The following is a 21,369-nucleotide window of genomic DNA, read 5'->3' as shown; positions in this document are numbered from 1 at the left end:
ATTAGTGCGCTTTGCCCTGCTCAATGCCGGTGCCAGTCTGCGAGCGAATAAACTGCGCGCGGAAGCGGGAACGTTCCTCTGCGCCCTGCTGCGAATGGTCGGTAATGGAGAAGAGCCAGATGCCGACAAAAGCCACCACCATGGAGAACAGCGCCGGATACTCATACGGGAAAATCGGCTTCGCGTTGCCCAGCACCTGAACCCACACGGTCGGGCCGAGGATCATCAGAATAACCGCGGTCAGCAGGCCCAGCCAGCCGCCCACCATCGCACCACGCGTGGTGAGTTTTGACCAGTACATCGACAGCAGGATGATCGGGAAGTTACAGCTGGCCGCAATCGAGAAGGCCAGCCCGACCATAAAGGCGATGTTCTGCTTCTCAAACAGAATACCCAGCCCGATTGCCACCACGCCCAGCGCCAGCACAGTGATTTTAGAAACCCTCAGCTCATCTTTCTCGCTCGCCTGACCTTTGCGATAAACGCTGGCATAGAGGTCGTGCGACACCGCCGACGCGCCCGCCAGGGTTAAGCCCGCGACCACCGCCAGAATCGTGGCGAAGGCCACCGCAGAGATAAAGCCCAGGAAGGTGCTACCGCCCACGGCATCCGCCAGATGCACCGCCGCCATATTGGTACCGCCAATCAGCGCGCCGCTGGCATCTTTAAAGGCCGGGTTCGCACCCACCAGCAGAATGGCGCCGAAGCCGATAATAAAGGTGAGGAAGTAGAAGTAGCCCATAAAGCCGGTGGCCCAGAAGACGCTTTTACGCGCCTCTTTGGCATCCGCGACGGTGAAGAAGCGCATCAGAATATGTGGCAATCCGGCCGTGCCGAACATTAAGCCCAGCCCCAGCGACAGCGCCGAGATAGGATCTTTGACCAGCCCGCCTGGCTGCATAATTGCGATGCCTTTGGGATGGACCGCCATTGCTTCGGTGAACAGGGTATTAAAGCTGAAATTAGCCGCCTTCATGACCATGACCGCCATAAAAGTGGCACCAAACAGCAGCAGCACCGCTTTGATGATCTGCACCCAGGTGGTGGCCAGCATGCCGCCAAACAGCACATACATCACCATCAGAATGCCGACCAGAATCACCGCCACATGGTAATTAAGGCCGAACAGCAGCTGGATGAGCTTACCGGCGCCGACCATCTGTGCGATCAGGTAGAGCGCCACCACCACCAGCGAGCCGCAGGCTGACAGGGTGCGGATCGGCATCTGCTTCAGACGATACGAGGCGACGTCGGCAAAGGTGTAACGACCCAGGTTACGCAGCCGCTCGGCGATTAAAAACAGAATCATCGGCCAGCCGACCAGGAAGCCGAGCGAGTAGATCAGCCCGTCATAGCCGGAGGTGTAAACCAGCGCCGAAATGCCCAGGAACGAGGCCGCTGACATAAAGTCACCCGCCATCGCCAGGCCATTCTGGAAACCGGTGATATTACCGCCCGCCGTGTAGTAATCGTTACGCGAACGGGTCCGCTTTGACGCCCAGTAAGTAATCCCCAGTGTGGCACCGACGAAAATCGTAAACATGATAATCGCCTGATAGTTGGTCGGCTGGCGCTGAACCGCACCGGTGATGGCATCGGCGGCCAGCGCTGAAAACGGCAACATTAAGGCCAGCAGCCATAAGGTGAGACGGGTCATGATTTCACCTCGCGGAGGATCGCTTTCGTTAAACGGTCAAACTCACCGTTGGCGCGCCAGACATAGACGCCGGTCAGCACAAACGACATCACAATCAGCCCGACACCAATCGGGATGCCGCGCGTCACGTTAGTACCGGCATGCAGCGGCGTGCCGAGCCAGCCGGGTGCAAAGGCAATCAGCAGGATAAAGCCGACATAGAGCACCAGCATGATCAGCGACAGCAGCGTCGCGAACGCCTGGCGTTTATGGACTAATTCATGAAAAAGGGGATTACGTTCAATCTGCTGATTGATTGCATCCTGATTCGAAAGGGCGTCATTCATCACATTTTCTCCAGAGGGCTTGCAGGCGAGAACCTCACGACGGGGCGCGGATTCAGCTGGTTATAATATTTGTGACTACCGAAACAGACTGCGTAGGGCGGGTGTGGCGGGAAGCGATCTTCCCGCCGGACAGCGTGCGCTTAAGGCATTTTGATCGACTGTTTCTCCTCAAGCAGTTTTTCTACAACGCCAGGATCGGCGAGGGTAGAGGTATCACCAAGGTTGCCGGTATCGCCGGTGGCAATTTTACGCAGAATTCGACGCATGATTTTGCCGGAGCGGGTTTTTGGCAGGGAGTCGGTCCAGTGCAGCACATCAGGCGTGGCGATCGGGCCTATTTCTTTGCGGACCCACTGGCGCACTTCGGTGTACAGCTCCGGCGACGGCTCTTCGCCGTGATTCAGCGTGATATAGGCATAAATCGCCTGGCCTTTGATACTGTGCGGAATCCCGACCACAGCCGCTTCGGCAATTTTAGGGTGCGACACCAGCGCCGATTCAATTTCGGCGGTGCCAAGACGGTGACCGGAGACGTTGAGCACATCATCGACGCGTCCGGTGATCCAGTAGTAGCCATCTTCATCGCGACGGGCGCCGTCACCACTGAAGTAGACATTCTTAAAGGTAGAGAAGTAGGTCTGCTCGAAACGGTCGTGGTCGCCAAAGAGGGTACGCGCCTGTCCCGGCCACGACTCGGTGATCACCAGATTGCCTTCACAGGCCCCTTCCTGCGGCTGACCTTCGTTATCGACCAGCGCCGGTTGCACCCCAAAGAACGGTCGGGTAGCGGAACCGGCTTTCAGCTCGGTCGCACCCGGCAGCGGCGTGATCATGAAGCCGCCGGTTTCGGTCTGCCACCAGGTATCCACAATCGGGCAGCGGCTGTTGCCGATTTTTTTGTAGTACCACTCCCAGGCTTCCGGGTTAATCGGCTCGCCGACCGAGCCCATAATGCGCAGGCTGCTGCGGTCGGTGCCGGTAATCGCCTTGTCACCTTCCGCCATCAGCGCACGGATTGCGGTTGGCGCGGTGTAGAGCAGGGTGACTTTATGTTTATCGACCACTTCCGCCATGCGGCTCGGCGTTGGCCAGTTCGGCACCCCTTCAAACATCAGCGTGGTCGCGCCACAGGCCAGCGGGCCATAAACCAGATAGCTGTGACCGGTTACCCAGCCGACATCGGCGGTGCACCAGTAGATATCATCCTGATGGTAATCAAAGACGAACTTAAAGGTGGTGGCGGCATAAACCAGATAACCGCCGGTGGTATGCAGTACGCCCTTCGGCTTGCCGGTGGAACCCGACGTATAAAGGATAAACAGCGGATCTTCCGCACCGACTTCGGCGGCAGAGTGGTTGGTGCTCGCGTTGAGCATCAGGTCATGCCACCACTGATCGCGGCCTTCAACCCAGCCCACATCTTTACCGGTGCGCTGGAACACCACCACATTTTTCACGCTGGTGACGTTGGGATTTTTTAACGCGTCATCGACATTTTTCTTCAGCGGAATGCTGCGACCGGCGCGGATCCCTTCATCGGCTGTAATGACCAGCGAGGCGCTGGAATCGACGATGCGGCCAGCAACCGCTTCCGGTGAGAAGCCGCCAAAGATCACTGAGTGAACGGCACCGATGCGCGCACAGGCCAGCATCGCTACAGCGGCTTCCGGCACCATCGGCATATAGATCGCCACCACGTCGCCTTTTTTCACTTCCAGCAGCTCCAGCACGTTGGCGAAGCGACAGACTTCGGCGTGCAGCTGGCGGAAGGTCAGGGTTTTACTTTCGCTGGCGTCGTCGCCTTCCCAGATAATTGCCGGGTGATCGCCGCGCGTGGCGAGATGACGGTCAAGGCAGTTTGCCGCCAGGTTGAGCGTGCCATCTTCGTACCAGCGAATGTTAATGTTACCTGGCGCAAACGAGCAGTTTTTCACTTTGCTGTAAGGCTTGATCCAGTCAAGGATTTTGCCCTGTTCGCCCCAGAAGCTGTCTGGATCGTCGACAGATTGCTGATACATCGCCTGATACTGTTCAGCTGTAATCAGGGTGTTTGCTGCAATATTCTCTGGAACGGGATGTTTGTGTATTTGGCTCATGGCGGATCTCCTTGAAGATGTTAATGATATGTCAATCAATGGTTAATTAAAGCCTGCCCTGAGTCTTTGTTTCTTTTTTGCGCCACAGATCACGTGATAAACGTCCCGCCGCGAAGCATGAAGCGAAAATGCTATTTCCGTTTAACTCTCTGGCGACGATGGGGAATTAAGAAGGGGTGTCATCCGGTAAAAGGGTGGATAAAAAGCAAGCAAACGCGCTGGCAGCGTTTTCAACCAACCCTGAATAGCTATGCGTAAATTCATCTAAGTATTACTTTTCATAACAGCAGGTTAGGGATTTTTACATCCGGCAGCACTTTATGCTACTCAGGTGGCTAACTTTTAATCGGATCTTCCAGGGGTTGCATTTACCACAGTGAAAATGGTACTTATCTCGCCCCTGTTCTGCAGGTATCAACTCAGACCGCGTCTGAAAATGGGTATGGGAATCATCAGATTTTCATACGAGGCGCTGTTTCTAAACACCCTCTAATTTACCGGGCTTTTTGCTCACTCCCTGTGTGTATTGTCTTCTGCACCTTCGCAGTAGAGAGAAACGGGTTTTGACTGAGGAAATTACGCGTTATGAAAGGTTTTAAAATCAGCCTTGCCTGGCAGATTCTGACAGCCCTGGTGCTTGGCATCATTGTGGGTGCTGTGTTGCATAATCAGCCAGACAATCGTGAATGGTTAGTCGCCAACATTCTCAGCCCGGCAGGCGATATCTTTATTCATCTCATCAAGATGATTGTGGTACCGATTGTAATTTCATCCCTGATTGTCGGCATCGCTGGCGTGGGTGATGCAAAGAAGCTGGGACGCATCGGCGTCAAAACGATTCTCTACTTTGAAGTGATCACCACCATTGCCATTGTGGTCGGTATTACGCTGGCCAACGTATTTCAACCCGGCTCCGGCATTGATATGTCAACGCTGGCAACGGTGGACATCTCTAAATATGAAGCGACAACGGCAGAGGTACAGGGCGGTCCGCACAGCCTGGTGACCACCATTCTGTCGCTGATCCCGCAGAATATTTTCGCCTCGATGGCGAAGGGCGACATGCTGCCGATTATCTTTTTCTCGGTGCTGTTTGGCTTAGGCCTGTCGTCACTGCCGTCAGAACAGCGCGATCCGCTGGTGAACCTGTTCCGTGGCATTTCTGAAGCGATGTTTAAAGTGACGCACATGATCATGCGCTATGCGCCGGTCGGGGTGTTCGCGCTGATCGCGGTGACGATTGCTAACTTTGGCTTTGCCTCGCTGTGGCCGCTGGCTAAGCTGGTGCTGCTGGTTTACGCGGCGATTCTGTTCTTCGCCTTTGTGGTGCTGGGCGGGGTGGCTCGCTTCTGTAAACTGCGGATTACCACGCTGATGCGTATTCTGAAGGATGAGCTGATTCTCTCTTACTCCACGTCCAGCTCGGAAACCGTGCTGCCGCGCATTATGGAGAAGATGGAAGCCTACGGCGCGCCGAAAGCGATCACCAGCTTCGTGGTACCAACCGGCTATTCGTTTAATCTGGATGGTTCAACGCTTTATCAGAGTATCGCGGCGATCTTCATTGCGCAGCTGTACGGCATTGACCTGTCGCTGACCGATGAGATTGTGCTGGTTCTGACGCTGATGGTGACCTCGAAAGGGATCGCTGGCGTGCCGGGCGTTTCGTTTGTGGTGCTGCTGGCCACACTGGGCAGCGTCGGCATTCCGCTGGAAGGTCTGGCGTTTATCGCCGGTGTTGACCGCATCATGGATATGGCGCGAACCGCGCTGAACGTGGTCGGTAACGCGCTGGCGGTGCTGGTGATTGCCCGCTGGGAAAACCAGTTCGACGCCGAACAGGCAAAAGAGTATGAGCTGCAGTTGCGGACGCAGACCGCAAGCTGAGAACAGCGTTAACGTACAGAAGGGCTCAACGAAAGTTGGGCCCTTTTTGTTTGTGTGGCTTTTATAATTAAAAAAAGATCTCACCCCATGAATTAATCATTCGTTATGATATCTGGTAATTTGAATAATTTATTCCTTAGCGGAGCCCGCCATGAAACTCGACCTCAGCCAGATGATCACCGAAGGCCGCAATCCGGCCAGCCAGAACATTGATGAACTCTCCACCGAAGCGATGCTGCGCGTCATTAATGATGAAGATAAAAAAGTGGCGCTGGCGGTAGAGGCTATCGTGCCGCAGATCGCCGCCGCCGTTGATGCTATCTGCGCCGCGTTCCGGGCGGGCGGACGACTGATCTATTGCGGCGCGGGCACCTCCGGGCGGCTGGGCATCCTGGATGCCAGCGAATGCCCGCCCACCTTTGGTACGCCACGCGAACAGGTCATCGGCCTCATTGCCGGTGGCCATACCGCTATTTTACAGGCGGTTGAAAACGCCGAAGATAACCGGGAGCAGGGCGCGCAGGATCTGAAAGATATCCACTTCAGCCGCCACGACGTGCTGGTCGGTATCGCCGCCAGTGGCCGCACACCTTACGTGCTGGGTGCGCTGGCTTACGCGAACGAACTGGGCGCGACCACCGTGGCGCTCACCTGTAATCCTGGCAGTGCGATGTCGCAGGTCGCCGCGATTGCTCTTACGCCGGTGGTTGGCCCGGAAGTGGTCACCGGCTCGTCTCGCATGAAAGCGGGCACGGCGCAAAAACTGGTGCTCAACATGCTCACAACGGGTTCGATGATCCGCAGCGGAAAAGTGTACGGCAACCTGATGGTCGATGTGGAAGCCACCAACCAGAAACTGGTACAGCGCCAGGTCAACATCGTCATGCAGGCCACGGACTGTGATGACGCCACCGCCAGCGCGGCGCTCACCGCCTGCGGCGGACACTGCAAAACGGCCATCCTGATGGTGCTGGCTGACCTGGCCGCCGATGAAGCCAAAGCACTGCTCAGTCAGCATCAGGGCTTCATCCGTCAGGCGCTACAGGCAGCGGGAGCACGCTAATGGCGAAAATCACCGAAGCACTGTTGCGTGACATCCTGCAGGCAGTCGGTGGCGCGCAAAATATCGCGGCCTGCGGTCACTGCATGACCCGGCTCCGTCTGACGCTCAATCAGCCGGAACAGGTTGATCTGGCCAGGTTAAAGAGCCTGCCGGGCGTTTTAGGCGTGATCGACAGTGAGGCACAGCTGCAGATTGTCCTGGGGCCTGGCAAAGCGCAAACCGCCGCCGAGGGGATGCAAAGCCTGCTGGCCCAGGGTAATACCGCGCTGGCTCCGCAGAACGAAACACCCGAACTCAGCCAGCTGGCGGCGCAGCAGAAGCAACAGCTAAAGGCGAAACAGACCAGCGGCGTGCATCAGTTCCTGTCGCGCTTCGCCACTATCTTCACCCCGCTGATCCCTGGCTTTATCGGCGCGGGACTGCTGCTGGGATTCGCCACCCTGATTGAGCAGAGCCTCCACCTGAATGTTCCCGGCGACCACGCACCCTGGCTGCTGCACACCGTGGCGTACATGAAGGTATTTGGCAAAGGGCTGTTCACCTTTCTCAGCATCCTGATCGGCTACAACGCGCAGAAAGCCTTTGGCGGCAGCGGCGTCAATGGCGCCATCATCGCCTCGCTGTTTGTGCTCGGCTATGTGCCCACGGCCACCACCGGCTACTACAGCGGCATGGAGAGCTTCTTTGGCCTGACGATCGACCCGCGTGGCAACATTATCGGCGTGCTGATGGCGGCGATGAGCGGGGCGTGGATCGAAAAACAGCTGCGCAAAATCATTCCTGACAACCTCGACATGATCCTCACCTCGCTGTTCACGCTGGTGATCACCGGGGCCATCACCTATCTGCTAATCATGCCGCTGGGCGGTGAACTGTTTAAGGGGATGTCGTGGCTCTTTATCCACCTCAACAACAATCCCTTTGGCTGTGCGCTGCTGGCCGGGCTGTTCCTGATCGCAGTAATGTTCGGCATCCATCAGGGCTTTATTCCGGTCTACTTTGCGCTGATGGAAACCCAGGGTTTTAACTCGCTGTTCCCGATTCTGGCGATGGCGGGTGCCGGGCAGGTCGGTGCAGCCCTGGCGCTGTGGTGCAAAGCGGAAAAAGGGGCGCTGCTGCGGGCACAGATTAAAGGCGCCATTGTGCCCGGCCTGCTGGGCGTCGGTGAACCGCTGATCTACGGCGTCACGCTGCCGCGCCTCAAGCCATTTATCACCGCCTGTGGTGGCGGGGCGCTGGGCGGTTTCTTTATCGGGCTGGTGGCGTGGCTGGGGTTGCCGGTGGGGATGAACACGGTATTCGGACCCTCCGGTCTGGTCACGTTGCCACTGATGACCTCCAGCCAGGGGATCTTCGCCGGTATGGCGGTTTACCTGGCCGGGTTGATGGTGGCCTGGACCGGCGGATTCCTGCTCACCTGGTGGTTTGGCACGCGTAATGTCGATCTCAGCTGACCCACTGCCGGAATTCTCCAGTCCGGCTAACGGATGGATACCTAACCAAAAATGTGAAAGCCGCCGCAAAGCGGCTTTTTTTATTGCCACTAATTTAACTTAATCGCTAAAGAGTAGGCGGACGCATGCCGAAAACATAAAAAAAGGTAATCGTTATCTCTCAGCCCACAGTTCTCACGCCGCCACTCAGACTGTCGCGTGCAGGACGTCGGGTCTTCAAGGACTTTTGATGCGTAACAACCAGCCCGTCTCTCAGCGTGAATATCTGTTCGACGATCATGCGACACTGATGTCGACCACCGATCTCAACAGCCACATCACCTACGCCAACGACGCGTTTATCGAAGCGAGCGGATTCACCGCCGACGAGATCAACGGCCAGCCGCATAACATGGTGCGTCACCCCGATATGCCGCCAGAAGCGTTTGCCGATATGTGGGCGACGCTGAAACAGGGTGAACCCTGGACCGCGCTGGTTAAGAACCGCCGTAAAAATGGCGATCACTACTGGGTGCGGGCCAACGCGATTCCGGTCGTACGTGACGGTAAAGTGCAGGGCTACATGTCGGTACGCACCAAACCCACGGCAGAGGAAGTGCGTCAGACTGAAGCGCTCTATCAGGATTTTCGTGAAGGCCGTGCCAGAGGGCGACGTTTTCACAAAGGCCTGCTGGTACGCAGTGGCTGGCGTCGTCCCGCCTCAATCCTGAAAACCCTGCCCCTGCGCTGGCGCATCCGTTCTACGCTGCTGGCATTACTGCCGCTCTCGGTGGCGGGCGTCTGGGCGCTGGGCATGACCCATGCTGCACTGGCCGGCTTTACCGCAGGCATGGCCGGGCTGCTTCTGCTCTGCAGTCTGTGGCTGGAGCAGCAGATTTCACGACCTATTGAGCGGATGTGCAAACAGGCGCTGAGCGTGGCGACGGGTGCGAGTCACAAGGTCGAACAGATGGATCGCGTTGATGAGGTCGGCGTCACGCTGCGTGCTATCGGTCAGCTCGGATTGATGTTCCGCTGGCTGGTGGATGATGTCAGCGGTCAGGCGATCAACGTGCTGAGCGCCAGCGACGCCATCGCCCGCAGCAACAACGAACTGAGTCGCCGTACCGAGCAGGCAGCGGCCAACGTGCAGCAGACCGCGGCCACCATGAACGAAATGACCGCGACGGTGAAGAGCAACACTGAAACTGCGCACGAGGCGAATACCCTCTCAGCCAGCACCAGCAGCGCGGCCAGCAAAGGCGGTGAGGTGATGACCGAGATGATGGGGATGATGGGCGAAATTGCCGACAGTTCGAAGCGTATCGCCAATATTACCAGCGTCATCGACGGCATTGCCTTCCAGACCAATATCCTGGCGCTGAACGCCGCAGTAGAAGCAGCACGGGCCGGTGAGCAGGGCAAAGGGTTTGCGGTGGTGGCGGGTGAAGTCCGCAGTCTGGCGCAGCGCAGCGCCAAAGCCGCCAGTGAAATCAAAATGCTGGTCGAAACCAGCGGCAGCCGGGTTAAATCGGGCAATGAGCACGCCAGCGCAGCAGGCCGGACGATGCAGGATATCGTGTCGCAGGTGCAGAATGTCACCTCGCTGATTGCTCAGATCAGCGCTGCCACAGCCGAACAGGCGACCGCGCTCAGCGAAGTCAGTTCAGCAGTGGAAGATCTTGATGACATCACCCATCAGAACGCCGCCCGCGTAACAGAAAGCGCCGAGGCTTCTGGTCGCATGACCCATCAGGCTAACCGTCTGGTAGAAGCGATCAGCGTCTTTCGTTAAGAGGCCAGCGCCTGCGTGCCTTCGCGTCCGGCACGCAGCGCCCCAGGTGACTGACCGACAATCCGCTTGAAGGCGCGGCTGAACGCCGCAATCGAGCCGTAGCCGAGATGATAGGCCACGGCTTCCACCGCTTCGCCATTATTCACAATCCGCTGCACCGCCAGCCGCATCCGCAACTCCGTCAGATAACGCAGCGGCGTCATTCCCGTGGCAGTAAGAAAACGTCCGGCAAACACCGAGCGTGAACAGCCCGCCACGCTGGCCAGTCGTGCCACCGTCCAGTTTTCGCCCGGCTCGCGATGCATTGCAGCAATCGCCTGACTCAGGCGGGGATCGCGCATCGCCTGAACCAGCCCGCTACTCTGGCCACAACCGTTCTCTACCCAGCCGCGCACTATCAGCGCAGCAACCACATCCGCCAGCCGTGACAGAATCCCGGCAAATCCCGCCTGACGGGTCCGTGACTCCCGCTCCATCGCCGCCAGAATCGGCTGAATCTCCGGGTACTGCGACAGCAGGGTACTCACCAGCATCACATCCGGCATGGTGTTGATCAGTGGCTGCATGCCGCCAAGCTCAAACGCCATGCAGGCGCTGAACAGCAGCACGCTGTGCTCGTCCTCACAGGCGTCTTCCGGGGCGGCGATGGTACAGACGCTGTCGCAGAGCGGCTTGCTCGCCATGTTTTTAATACACTGGCAATCCGCCTCCTCACTGGAGAGCAGGCTGTGCGGTTTACCGTGCGGCACCAGCAGCGCATCGCCGCTGTTGAGCTGAAACACCTCACCGGAGGCGCTGCGCACCAGCAGCGAGCCGCGCCCGACAAAATGAAACTGCGCCCGTCCCGGCGCGTGCTCATAGTGCAGTCCGAACGGCGCGCTTACCGCGATGCGCTGATAGTTCACGCCATACAGGCGCATCCCCATCAGCAGCTCACTGGTCAGATCTCCATAGTGGCTCATACGATTCCAGACGAATTATCAAAAATGAAGGTGTAAGCATCATAGATCGTCCTGACGCGGCGCTCTATGCTCACACTCACTTTTTTTATCTTCCGGAGAAGCAGCATGAGTCTGACAACCGAAGTGGCTGATGAGGTTTCCTCGCCGACCCGTCCCGCCTGGGGCGCGGTATTTGCAATGGCGTTTGGGGTGTTCAGCCTCATCACCGCCGAATTTTTACCCGTGAGTCTGCTGACGCCGATGGCGCACAGCCTCGGCGTATCAGAAGGGCAGGCGGGCCAGACCGTCACCATCACCGCGCTGGTGGCGCTGTTTACCAGTCTGGTCACCGGCAGCGTCACGCGGCGCATTGACCGCCGCATCGTCATGCTGGTGTTTTCACTGTTGCTGATCGCGTCAGCGCTGATGGTGGCATTTGCGGCTGACCTGACGATCATCCTGCTGGCGCGGGTATTGCTGGGCATGGCGATTGGCGGCTTCTGGACGCTCTCAACCGCCATTACCATGCGGCTGGTGCCCGGCGATCAGGTGCCACGTGCGCTCTCCATTGTCTTCAGCGGTATCTCGCTGGCGACGATTATCGCCACACCGCTCGGCAGCTATCTCGGCGGACTGATCGGCTGGCGTAACATCTTTATGCTGACCGCCGGACTGGGCATGGTCGCGCTGGTGTGGCAGTTCTTTACGCTGCCCGCGATGCCAGCAGAGAACAAAGCCCGCAACGGTGGAGTGCTGGCACTGCTGCGTATCGGTGTGATGCGCTGGGGAATGCTGGCCGTGATCATGATGTTTACCGGCCACTTCGCCTTCTTTACCTATCTGCGTCCTTTCCTGGAGAGTGTCGCACAGCTCAACCTCAATCAACTGTCGCTGGCGTTGCTGGCATTTGGCGTGGCGAACTTCTTCGGCACCTCGCTGGCCGGTTTTCTGGTTACCCGCAGCGTGTCGCTGACGCTGAGTGGCATGGCGCTGTTAATGAGTGTCACCGCATTGATGCTGGTGAGCTTTGGTGATGTCAGCTGGATGGTCGGCGCGGGCGTCGCGATCTGGGGGATGGCGTTTGGTTCGATGCCAACCGGCTGGTCTACCTGGATTTCGCGCGCGGTGCCGGATGATGCGGAATCGGGCGGCGGTCTGCTGGTCGCCACCATCCAGCTGGCGATCACCGTTGGCGCAGCGGCAGGCGGCTGGATGTTTGATCTGCGCGGCGCAGGCGGCGTGTTCATGGCGAGCGGAGTGCTGATGCTGCTGGCTGCGCTGACCATCTTCAGCCGGGTCAGGCATCACGGGTAATCTTCTGAAGGCAGCGAATTATGCTGCCTTTTTTAATAAGAGTGGATTATTAACCTTTTGAGCGATAACTGTGCGAAATGTGCTTTTTACCATCAGTTTTTCTGAATGAGTTAAGCAAAACCCTCCGCTTTTTACTGATCAACTTCCGGACTAATATATCTATCAACAAGGCAGCACGCCTTACCTGATAAAAATTAACCGAGGAAGTGACCATGAAATCCATCAAAACTTTTGCAGCAGTTATCGCGCTTTCAGTTCTGCCATTCGCCAGCTTCGCCCAATCCGTGACCGCTGTCGACTCTACGCTGGATGGTGCTGAAGCGAAAATCGCTGCGCAGGCTCAGGAAGCTGGTACTTCATATAAAATTACTGAAGCCTACACCAACAACGGCGTTCACATGACCGCTGAGCTGCTGAAATAAGCTAAGTTGTACCCTCCAGTGCTGACAGGACGCCTCCGGGCGTCCTGGCGGCGTTTCAGTGAGGTATAAGGTTTTTACTCCCAGATTTCGTATACGAAAAAGCCACTCTGACGAGTGGCTTTTTTATTTTTAAATCGATTTTCGCAGACCAGAAGGTTTAGATGTGAAAGGCCACTCTTTTTCCGGTTGGAAGCTCCACATCAAGACTGAGTTTTCCGCCCATTGCTTCGATATAGCGTTTGAGTGTGGCAACTTTAATCTCATTCCCGCGTTGCTCAATCTGAGCAATAGCAGGCTGTCGCACCCCCATGGCCTCGGCAAGCGTCTTCTGCGATAACTGAAGCTCTTCACGAATCATCTGAAGCCCGACCTCCAGAACCATTTCATCAGACATTTCTTTGATTCGCGCCTGACTCTCAGGGGAGAAGCCAGCGATAACATCATCCAGGGTTCTCATGAATTATTTTTCCTTTCCTGTTCAGCCAGCCATGCTGAAAATTCTTCGTCAGCAATGCGTATCATTCGGATATAAAAACGTTTGTCATGACTCTTATCGCCTGCACATAACACGATAGCCTGGCGTACAGGATCAAAAGCATAAAATGCCCGAATTGGCTTTCCTGCAAACTGTACGCGGAGTTCTTTCATATTCTTGTACTGTGAGCCCTTAAGGGTATCCGCATAAGGGCGTGGCAAATCAGGGCCGTATACTTTTAACTTTCCCAGATCCGCTAACATTTTTTCCTGCAGGGCTTCTTCCTGCTCACTTAGCCAGCTTTCAAAACGCGGGCTCAATAGCACGGTCCACATGACATACTTCCTTGTATATATTCCGTCATATAGTTTACAGATTATAAGCTGCAGCTTATAAATTCAAGCCGGATAACATGCATGATGGCAAATCTAAGCAATAAAAAAGCCCGCTTGCGCGGGCCAGACTATCAGCTTCCTGCTGTTATGGGAGTCCTGCAGGCTCTCTGCGGGATGTCCGATTGCTGAAGATAACAGGGCGGTAATCGGCCTGACCCGCAATCCTCACCCGTTACACTTCTTCCGATGCCTCGCGCTTCATCTCATCATGCGGCACATCATCCAGAATCTGCTCAAAACTGCGCAGACGCTTGTAGATCGACATCAGTTCGATCAGCGTTGACCAGGAGGCGATCAGATACTGGAACGAGCCGCGAACCTGATCAAACACGTTGGTGATCTGGTTGAGTAAGCCCAGCGTAATGGTGCCCGCGACAATGGACGGGAACAGCAGGAACAGACCAAAGACGTTATCGACCTGCAGATAGAGAATGCGGGTGATGTTGAAATAGAGATAGTGGAAGTAGAGACGGAAGTAGTTAACCCGTACCCGACTGAACAGCTCCTGCACCGTCTGTGGCCCGGCGCGATCGGCATTATCTTCGCCGTAAACCAGCTCTTTACGGTAGGCGGCTTCAACCCGCTGATTACGGAACTCCAGCCCCGGCAGCTTAATCCCGACCAGCGCCAGCAATCCGGTGCCGAACACCGACCAGAGCACAGCTGCAATCACCAGCGCGTAAGGAATATTGCCGAGGATCGGAATGTCTTTCACGTGGTGGGAGAGCGCGACCAGCACCGGTAAAAACGCCACCAGCGTCATAATCGCCTGAATAAAACTCACACCCCAGTTTTCCAGCGTGGTCGCAAACCGCATGGTGTCTTCCTGCACACGCTGTGCGGCACCTTCGACATGACGCAGACGCTGCCAGTTGTGCATGTAATAGTTATTCATGGCAGTACGCCAGCGGAAAACCCAGTGGCTGATAAAGAAGGAGTTGAGGACGCCAATCACCACCGCGATTAAGGCGATGCCGAGGAAAGAGATGACCTCATGGTAAAACGCCGCAATCTGCACCGATCCCGCTTTGGTCAGCGCTTTCTGAATCAGATCGTAGAACGGACCATACCAGGCGTTGATGGCCACACCGACCTGCACGCCAAACCAGGTAACAAAGATAATCAGCGCGGAACCCCACACAGACCAGCGTCGCCACGGATGCGGATCGATAAGCCGCCAGGCCACGGCAAAAATGGCTACCATTATCCAGTAATAGAGATAGAACCAGAGCTGACTCACGGCGATAAAACGTGCCGCCGTGGTCGGCAGGGGCTGCTTCATTGCTGTTTCAAATATGGGCCAGATGCCGGGCAGATGCGCGGCAAAGCCGAACCAGGCAAAAATCGCTAATAAACTCCATACAGCCGCAGAGCTGAAAAACAGCGCTGGCCGCGGAAAAAAAGACTTAAACATAGGGACTCCGCTGTTGTGTGTTGCCTGTTATAACGTTTTTGGCGGGGCGCTGTCTGTAGTCTGTTGTTTCTGCTCATGACAGGAAGGTGATAGATGTTAATGAAATTGTGCGGTTTTGTTTCATGGAACTAAATCTTTGTGAAGGGCAGTGATACAATATGGCGGTTTGTTACCGGTAACAACCAGGCGCTGCGCCTGTATCTGCTGATAAAAACCATTACAACGCAATCACTACTTTTTTCATACCGCCAGTCAGCGCGGGAATGAGGCAATGTCATGTCAGAACAAAAAAAGGGTCATTCACGCAGAGATTTTTTGCTGAAGACAATTACCCTGGCGCCTGCAATGGCGGTAGGCTCCACCGCGATGGGCGCGCTCTCCCTGCCGCTGGCCGCTCAGGCGGCAGACACCCCGGCCGCGCCACAGAAGGCGCGTGATTACCAGCCGAACTGGTTCACCGCCGAAGAGTTCGCCTTTATCACCGCCGCCGTAGCGCGTCTGATCCCCAGCGATGAACGCGGGCCGGGTGCGCTGGAAGCAGGCGTGCCGGAGTTTATCGATCGTCAGATGAACACGCCGTATGCCACGGGTTCGAACTGGTATATGCAGGGGCCGTTTAATCCCGATCTGCCGAAAGAGCTGGGCTATCAGCTGCCGCTGGTGCCACAACAGATCTACCGTCTCGGTCTGGCCGATGCCGACACCTACAGCAAAAAACAGCACGGCAAGGTGTTCGCCCAACTCAGCGGCGAGCAGCAGGATGCCATACTGCAGGCGATGGAGAGTGGCAGCGCCGAATTCAGCCAGCTACCGGCAAAAGTCTTCTTCAGCTTCCTGTTGCAGAACACCCGTGAAGGCTTCTTCAGCGATCCCATCCACGGCGGGAATCAGGGCATGGTCGGCTGGAAGCTGATCAACTTCCCTGGCGCACGCGCCGACTTTATGGACTGGGTAGAGCGCGGCGAACGGTATCCGTTCCCGTCAGTGTCGATTCGCGGGGAGAGAAGCTAAGCATGGCAAACGAAATGAAAAAAGTGGATGCGGTGATTGTCGGCTTCGGCTGGGCAGGCGCGATTATGGCGAAAGAGCTGACAGAGGCGGGCCTGAACGTGCTGGCGCTGGAGCGCGGACCGCATCGCGATACCTATCCCGATGGATCTTATCCGCAGTCCATTGATGAGCTGACCTATAACGTCCGCAAAAAGCTGTTCCAGGATCTCTCTAAAAGCACCGTGACGATTCGTCATGACGCTTCTCAGACGGCGGTGCCTTATCGCCAGCTGGCTGCATTTTTACCCGGCACCGGCACCGGCGGCGCAGGCCTGCACTGGTCTGGCGTCCATTTCCGCGTTGACCCGATTGAGCTGCGGATGCGCAGCCATTACGAAGAGCGTTACGGTAAGAACTTCATTCCGGAAGGCATGACGATTCAGGATTTTGGCGTCAGCTACGATGAGCTGGAGCCGTTCTTCGATAAGGCGGAAAAAGTCTTTGGCACTTCAGGCAGCGCCTGGAGCATCAGGGGCAAAGTGGTCGGCAAAGATAAAGGCGGCAACCCGTTTGCGCCCGATCGCTCCGATAACTTCCCGCTGCCCGCGCAGAAGCGCACTTATTCGGCGCAGCTGTTTGCGCAGGCGGCAGAATCTGTCGGCTATCATCCTTACGATCTGCCGTCCGCCAATACTTCTGGCCCTTACACAAACACCTATGGCGCGCAGATGGGGCCGTGCAACTTCTGCGGTTACTGCAGCGGCTACGCCTGCTACATGTATTCCAAAGCCTCGCCGAACGTCAACATCCTGCCTGCGCTGCGCCAGGAGCCGAAGTTTGAGCTGCGCAACAACGCGTATGTACTGCGGGTCAATCTCAGCGATGACAAAACGCGTGCAACCGGCGTGACCTATGTGGATGGTCAGGGACGCGAGCAGGTTCAGCCTGCCGACCTGGTGATCCTCTCCGCCTTCCAGTTCCACAATGTGCATCTGATGCTGCTGTCGGGCATCGGCAAACCTTACAACCCGATCACCAATGAAGGCACCGTAGGCCGCAACTTCGCCTATCAGAACCTCTCCACGCTCAAGGCGCTGTTTGATAAAAACACCACCACCAATCCGTTTATCGGTGCGGGTGGCGCGGGCGTCGGCATTGATGATTTCAACGCGGACAATTTTGACCACGGGCCGCTGGGCTTTGTCGGCGGTTCCCCCTTCTGGGTCAACCAGGCGGGGACCAAACCGATCTCCGGCCTGCCGGTGCCAGCGGGAACGCCCAACTGGGGCAGCAAATGGAAAGCGGCGGTGGCGGATACCTACACCCATCACCTGTCGATGGATGCGCACGGCGCGCACCAGTCCTACCGCGCCAACTACCTCGATCTCGATCCTAACTACAAAGATGCCTATGGACAGCCGCTGCTGCGCATGACCTTTGACTGGCAGGAGAACGACATCAAAATGGCGCAGTTTATGGTCGGTAAGATGCGCAATATCGCCGAAGCGATGAATCCAAAGATGATCATCGGCGGCGCGAAAAAGCCGGGCACCCATTTTGACTCCACGGTCTATCAGACCACCCACATCAGTGGCGGCGCGATCATGGGCGACGATCCCAAAACCAGTGCGGTTAACCGTTATCTGCAAAGCTGGGACGTGCCAAATGTGTTCGTTCCGGGCGCGTCAGCCTTCCCGCAGGGACTGGGCTACAACCCGACCGGCATGGTGGCGGCGCTGACCTACTGGTCAGCCAAAGCGATTCGCGAACACTATCTGAAAAACCCCGGTCCACTGGTGCAGGCATAAGGAGATGGCGATGAAAAATGGCATTCTGGCTCTGATTCTTGGCTCTCTGTCGTTCGCCGCACTGGCGGATAGCAGCCAGGACGATCTGGTTAAACGGGGTGAGTATCTGGCGCGCGCCGGTGACTGTGTGGCCTGCCACACCAGCAAAGGCGGCGCGGCGTTTGCCGGGGGTCTGCCGATGGCGACACCGATTGGCACCATCTACTCCACCAACATCACGCCCGATCGCGACACCGGCATTGGCGAATACAGCTACGACGATTTCCAGAAGGCGGTGCGTCACGGCGTCGCGAAAAATGGCGATACGCTCTATCCGGCGATGCCCTTTCCCTCCTACGCGGTGGTCAGCGATGAGGACATGAAGGCGCTTTACGCCTACTTCATGCATGGCGTTGCGCCGGTCGGGCAGCCAAACCGGGAGAGTGATATTCCCTGGCCGCTGTCGATGCGCTGGCCGCTGGCGATCTGGCGCGGCATTTTTGCGCCCGATGTAAAAGCGTTTCAGTCTGCTGCCCAGGAAGATCCGGTGCTGGCGCGGGGTCGCTATCTGGTCGAAGGACTGGGCCACTGCGGAGCCTGTCACACACCGCGCAGCATCACCATGCAGGAGAAGGCGCTGACCAACGAGGAAGGCAGTGACTATCTGGCGGGCAGCAGCGCGCCGATTGATGGCTGGACCGCCAGCAACCTGCGTGGCGATAACCGCGATGGATTGGGTCGCTGGAGTGAAGAGGACCTGCGTCAGTTCCTGCGTTATGGCCGCAACGATCAGACCGCCGCTTTCGGTGGCATGACCGACGTGGTGGAGCACAGTCTGCAGCACCTGAGCGAGTCCGATATCACCGCCATTGCGCGCTATCTGAAGTCGCTGGGCGCGAAGGATCCGCATCAGGCGGCGTTCAGCGTGGATGATGCCACGGCAAAAGCGCTGTGGCGTGGCGATGACAGCCAGACCGGTGCTGCAACCTACGTCGACAGCTGTGCGGCGTGCCATAAAACCGATGGCAGCGGCTACAAACGTTTCTATCCCGCGCTGCGCGGTAATCCGGTGGTGCTGGCGGACGATCCCACTTCACTGATCCATATCGTGCTGGTGGGCGGGCAGTTGCCTGGCGTGAACGGCGCGCCATCGACCATTACCATGCCGGCATTCGGCTGGCGTCTGAACGACCAGCAGGTAGCGGACGTGGTGAACTTCGTGCGGAACAGCTGGGGCAACAAGGCGTCGGAGCAGGTCAGCGCGAAACAGGTCGCTGAATTGCGTAAAGATGAGAAAGATCGGCTGGGCAGTGCGGATATCAAAGTACTTGAAGGCAAATAATCGGCAGTAAATGAGGCCGTCATCATCAGGATGGCGGCCTTTTCTTTTTAAATATTCTCCAGATCGATTCCGCGCGTTTTTGGCCCGTAAATCCCCACCGACAGCATCACCATCACCATGCTCAGCACGATAAAGGTAATCACGCCTGGCGTCCCGGCATACTGCAATATCACCCCGATCAGAATACTGCTGAAGACCGTTGACAGGCGGCTGAAGGAGTAGCAGAAGCCGACCGCCCGCGCCCGGATATGGGTCGGGAAGATCTCGGTCTGATAGGCGTGGAAGCTGAAGGTCAGCCAGGCGTTGGACCAGGTGATCAGGAAGCCGCAGAGAATCAGCAGCACTGGCTGCGTCTGGAAGGCGAACAGCGTGCCGAACACCACTGTCATCAGCGACGACAGAACGATCTGCCACTTATTCTCCATTTTGTCAGCGTAGCGGCTGCAAATCAGCGATCCCAGCGGATAGGCCAGCGTAATGAAGAAAGCATAGAGCAGACTGTGAGTTACCGTGGCACCGCGGCCTGACAGCAGTGCAGGCAGCCAGTTACCAAAGCCGAAAAAGCCAATCGCCTGGAAAAAGTTCATCACCACCAGCATCAGGGTGCGCTTGCGATAAGCGGGCGACCAGATCTCACTGAAACGCCCCTGCTTTGGCAGCTGCGCGGCGGCGTCATCAGCCTGGACAGCCGGCCCGGGCGAGATGCCACAGCGCTGCTCCATCGCGGACAACACCTGATGTGCCTCCTGATGACGACCCTGCTGTGCCAGCCAGCGCGCCGACTCCGGCAGGTTTCGGCGTACCAGCCAGATCACCAGCGAACAGGCTGCGCCTGCGATCACCACCCAGCGCCAGCCTTCAAGGCTGAGCAGCGTTTGCGGGATCAGCCACCAGGACATCAGCGCCACGGCAGGCACCGACAAAAACTGCACGAAAAAGGAGAAGGCAAAAGCACGGCTGCGCAGATGGCTCGGCACCCATTCAGACAGGTAAGTATCAATGGTCACCAGTTCGACGCCCAGCCCGATTCCCACCAGAAAGCGGAACAGAATGATCATCTCAGCGCTCTGCTGGAACGCCATCAGCAGCGAAAACAGCCCATACCATAGCAGCGCGCACATAAAGGTCAGACGGCGGCCAAAGCGATCAGCGTAGGGTGCCAGCAGGCCGGCACCGAAAAACAGGCCGAGGAAGGTGGCCGACGCGAAGGCCGCCTGATCGGAGAAACCCAGCACGCCTGCCGTGTCGGTGTGAAACACGCCCGCCGACAGCAGGCCGGTGCTGATATAACCGGTTTCAAACAGGTCATAAAGCTCAAAAAATCCGCCCAGCGCCAGTAGCGTGATAAAACGCCATAAACCGGCGGAAGAGGGCAGCGCATCAACGCGTGCGGCTAAGCTGTTACGGGCCGCCGATGAAGCGGGCATCGGCGGCAGGCTGGTGGAGGTGGTGGTCATATCAGCGTGAACCTCAGGCAGTGTGGATACGACTCGCAGCCGGTCAGAGGCTTATTAAAATAGGTAACCGTTAGCAAGCGAAGAAATAGCAGAATAGTCAATTCATCCGCCGTTGCCGAGAGGGGCGTTGCTGACTATTTAGCAATGTACGTTGCAGGTTTTGCCATTCGTGGCGGGCACCCCGACAGCGGCGACCAGACCAGGATTTGCCTGCAAACTCAGCGCTGCCTCTCATTCCGGTCACGCGATTGCAGGCCCGCATGGAGGCAAATGGCGTTCCTGCGCTAGCATAGGCCCGCTTTGTGACACCTTCTTCACGGACGCGGAAAAAGCTGAGCTGAAGAAGCAGACCCAATTACGGAAAGATGAGGTTAACGTGAGTTTTTTAACGAGCTGAAAGCATCGCTGGAAGAAGCTGTTGAGATCAAAAGCGGCGTCCGGGTGCCTGGTCGTGTTACCCGCTATGCGGTGGCTGATGTGAAGACTATCGGGGCACTCAACTCACGCCCCGATATCCCCCAGCCGGAAAAGAGAGAGAGCGCCACCGATAATGCCCGCATCGGTGGGACTGAGAC

The 21,369-nt window shown here is 57.1% G+C and carries 17 protein-coding genes and 1 pseudogene; 10 read left to right on the top strand and 8 right to left on the bottom strand.

Going from position 1 to position 21,369, the window contains the following annotated elements; all coding sequences use genetic code 11:
• Position 1: 1 nt before the first annotated feature.
• From actP to acs, 3 genes are all read right to left on the bottom strand, one after another.
• Entirely contained in the window at positions 2-1,657 is a 1,656-nt protein-coding gene (gene actP, locus PU624_RS21055; protein ID WP_283546501.1) for a cation/acetate symporter ActP, read from the bottom strand.
• Positions 1,654-1,983, bottom strand: a complete 330-nt coding sequence (locus PU624_RS21050; RefSeq protein WP_003855715.1) for a DUF485 domain-containing protein — start codon at positions 1,981-1,983, stop codon at positions 1,654-1,656. The genes actP and PU624_RS21050 overlap by 4 nt, the downstream gene beginning before the upstream one ends.
• Before the next feature lie 140 nt (positions 1,984-2,123).
• Positions 2,124-4,079 carry an acetate--CoA ligase gene (gene acs, locus PU624_RS21045; RefSeq protein WP_283546500.1) on the bottom strand — a complete coding sequence of 652 codons (1,956 nt, stop codon included), beginning with the start codon at positions 4,077-4,079 and terminating at the stop codon, positions 2,124-2,126.
• Between the two features lie 585 nt (positions 4,080-4,664).
• Here acs and gltP point away from each other — a divergent pair.
• The 4 genes from gltP to PU624_RS21025 all read left to right on the top strand — a co-directional run bounded on the left by gltP (position 4,665) and on the right by PU624_RS21025 (position 10,257).
• Positions 4,665-5,966: a glutamate/aspartate:proton symporter GltP gene (gene gltP, locus PU624_RS21040; protein WP_283546499.1), complete on the top strand. Its 1,302-nt coding sequence runs from the start codon at positions 4,665-4,667 to the stop codon at positions 5,964-5,966.
• A gap of 151 nt (positions 5,967-6,117) precedes the next feature.
• The gene (gene murQ / locus PU624_RS21035; protein ID WP_283546498.1) at positions 6,118-7,029 is read left to right on the top strand and encodes an N-acetylmuramic acid 6-phosphate etherase; all 912 of its coding nucleotides are present in this window, start codon (positions 6,118-6,120) and stop codon (positions 7,027-7,029) included.
• The gene (murP, locus tag PU624_RS21030; RefSeq protein WP_283546497.1) at positions 7,029-8,483 is read left to right on the top strand and encodes a PTS N-acetylmuramic acid transporter subunit IIBC; all 1,455 of its coding nucleotides are present in this window, start codon (positions 7,029-7,031) and stop codon (positions 8,481-8,483) included. Before murQ ends, murP begins: the two co-directional genes overlap by 1 nt.
• 229 nt (positions 8,484-8,712) lie before the next feature.
• Positions 8,713-10,257 (top strand): methyl-accepting chemotaxis protein, encoded by a 1,545-nt coding sequence (locus PU624_RS21025; protein WP_283546496.1) that lies wholly within the window; start codon positions 8,713-8,715, stop codon positions 10,255-10,257.
• On the opposite strand, the gene PU624_RS21020 is transcribed toward PU624_RS21025, so the two are convergent.
• A complete protein-coding gene (locus PU624_RS21020) occupies positions 10,254-11,219 on the bottom strand; it encodes an AraC family transcriptional regulator (RefSeq protein ID WP_283546495.1) in 966 nt (321 codons plus the stop codon). The two genes, PU624_RS21025 and PU624_RS21020, sit on opposite strands and share 4 nt — an antisense overlap.
• Before the next feature lie 105 nt (positions 11,220-11,324).
• On the opposite strand from PU624_RS21020, the gene PU624_RS21015 reads away from it, so the two are divergent.
• Together PU624_RS21015 and PU624_RS21010 are read left to right on the top strand one after the other, a co-directional pair.
• Positions 11,325-12,512: an MFS transporter gene (locus tag PU624_RS21015; protein ID WP_283546494.1), complete on the top strand. Its 1,188-nt coding sequence runs from the start codon at positions 11,325-11,327 to the stop codon at positions 12,510-12,512.
• A 212-nt stretch (positions 12,513-12,724) separates the two neighbouring features.
• Positions 12,725-12,934, top strand: coding sequence for a YdgH/BhsA/McbA family protein (locus tag PU624_RS21010; protein WP_283546493.1), 210 nt, complete (start codon positions 12,725-12,727; stop codon positions 12,932-12,934).
• Between the two features lie 157 nt (positions 12,935-13,091).
• On the opposite strand, the gene PU624_RS21005 is transcribed toward PU624_RS21010, so the two are convergent.
• The 3 genes from PU624_RS21005 to sbmA all read right to left on the bottom strand — a co-directional run bounded on the left by PU624_RS21005 (position 13,092) and on the right by sbmA (position 15,218).
• Positions 13,092-13,391, bottom strand: a complete 300-nt coding sequence (locus PU624_RS21005) for a helix-turn-helix domain-containing protein (RefSeq protein WP_283546492.1) — start codon at positions 13,389-13,391, stop codon at positions 13,092-13,094.
• Positions 13,388-13,744, bottom strand: coding sequence for a type II toxin-antitoxin system RelE/ParE family toxin (locus PU624_RS21000; protein ID WP_283546491.1), 357 nt, complete (start codon positions 13,742-13,744; stop codon positions 13,388-13,390). The genes PU624_RS21005 and PU624_RS21000 overlap by 4 nt, the downstream gene beginning before the upstream one ends.
• Before the next feature lie 232 nt (positions 13,745-13,976).
• The gene (gene sbmA / locus PU624_RS20995; protein WP_283546490.1) at positions 13,977-15,218 is read right to left on the bottom strand and encodes a peptide antibiotic transporter SbmA; all 1,242 of its coding nucleotides are present in this window, start codon (positions 15,216-15,218) and stop codon (positions 13,977-13,979) included.
• 276 nt (positions 15,219-15,494) lie between these two features.
• Here sbmA and PU624_RS20990 point away from each other — a divergent pair, with 276 nt between their 5' ends.
• Genes PU624_RS20990 through PU624_RS20980 form a run of 3 tightly spaced genes read left to right on the top strand, consistent with a single transcriptional unit; the run spans position 15,495 to position 19,337 of the window.
• Positions 15,495-16,229: a gluconate 2-dehydrogenase subunit 3 family protein gene (locus PU624_RS20990; RefSeq protein WP_283546489.1), complete on the top strand. Its 735-nt coding sequence runs from the start codon at positions 15,495-15,497 to the stop codon at positions 16,227-16,229.
• A 2-nt stretch (positions 16,230-16,231) separates the two neighbouring features.
• Complete coding sequence (locus PU624_RS20985) at positions 16,232-18,016, top strand: GMC family oxidoreductase (RefSeq protein WP_283546488.1); 1,785 nt, start codon at positions 16,232-16,234, stop codon at positions 18,014-18,016.
• Positions 18,017-18,026: 10 nt separating this feature from the next.
• Positions 18,027-19,337, top strand: a complete 1,311-nt coding sequence (locus PU624_RS20980; RefSeq protein WP_283546487.1) for a c-type cytochrome — start codon at positions 18,027-18,029, stop codon at positions 19,335-19,337.
• A 47-nt stretch (positions 19,338-19,384) separates the two neighbouring features.
• On the opposite strand, the gene PU624_RS20975 is transcribed toward PU624_RS20980, so the two are convergent.
• Complete coding sequence (locus PU624_RS20975; RefSeq protein ID WP_283546486.1) at positions 19,385-20,794, bottom strand: MFS transporter; 1,410 nt, start codon at positions 20,792-20,794, stop codon at positions 19,385-19,387.
• Positions 20,795-21,187: 393 nt separating this feature from the next.
• On the opposite strand from PU624_RS20975, the pseudogene PU624_RS22340 reads away from it, so the two are divergent.
• A pseudogene (locus PU624_RS22340) lies at positions 21,188-21,289 on the top strand (NadS family protein); the annotation flags it as partial.
• Between the last annotated feature and the right edge of the window lie 80 nt (positions 21,290-21,369).

The organism is Pantoea sp. Lij88 (genome assembly GCF_030062155.1).
GTDB lineage: Bacteria > Pseudomonadota > Gammaproteobacteria > Enterobacterales > Enterobacteriaceae > Pantoea.
This window is presented reverse-complemented; position numbering and strand designations above follow the sequence as displayed.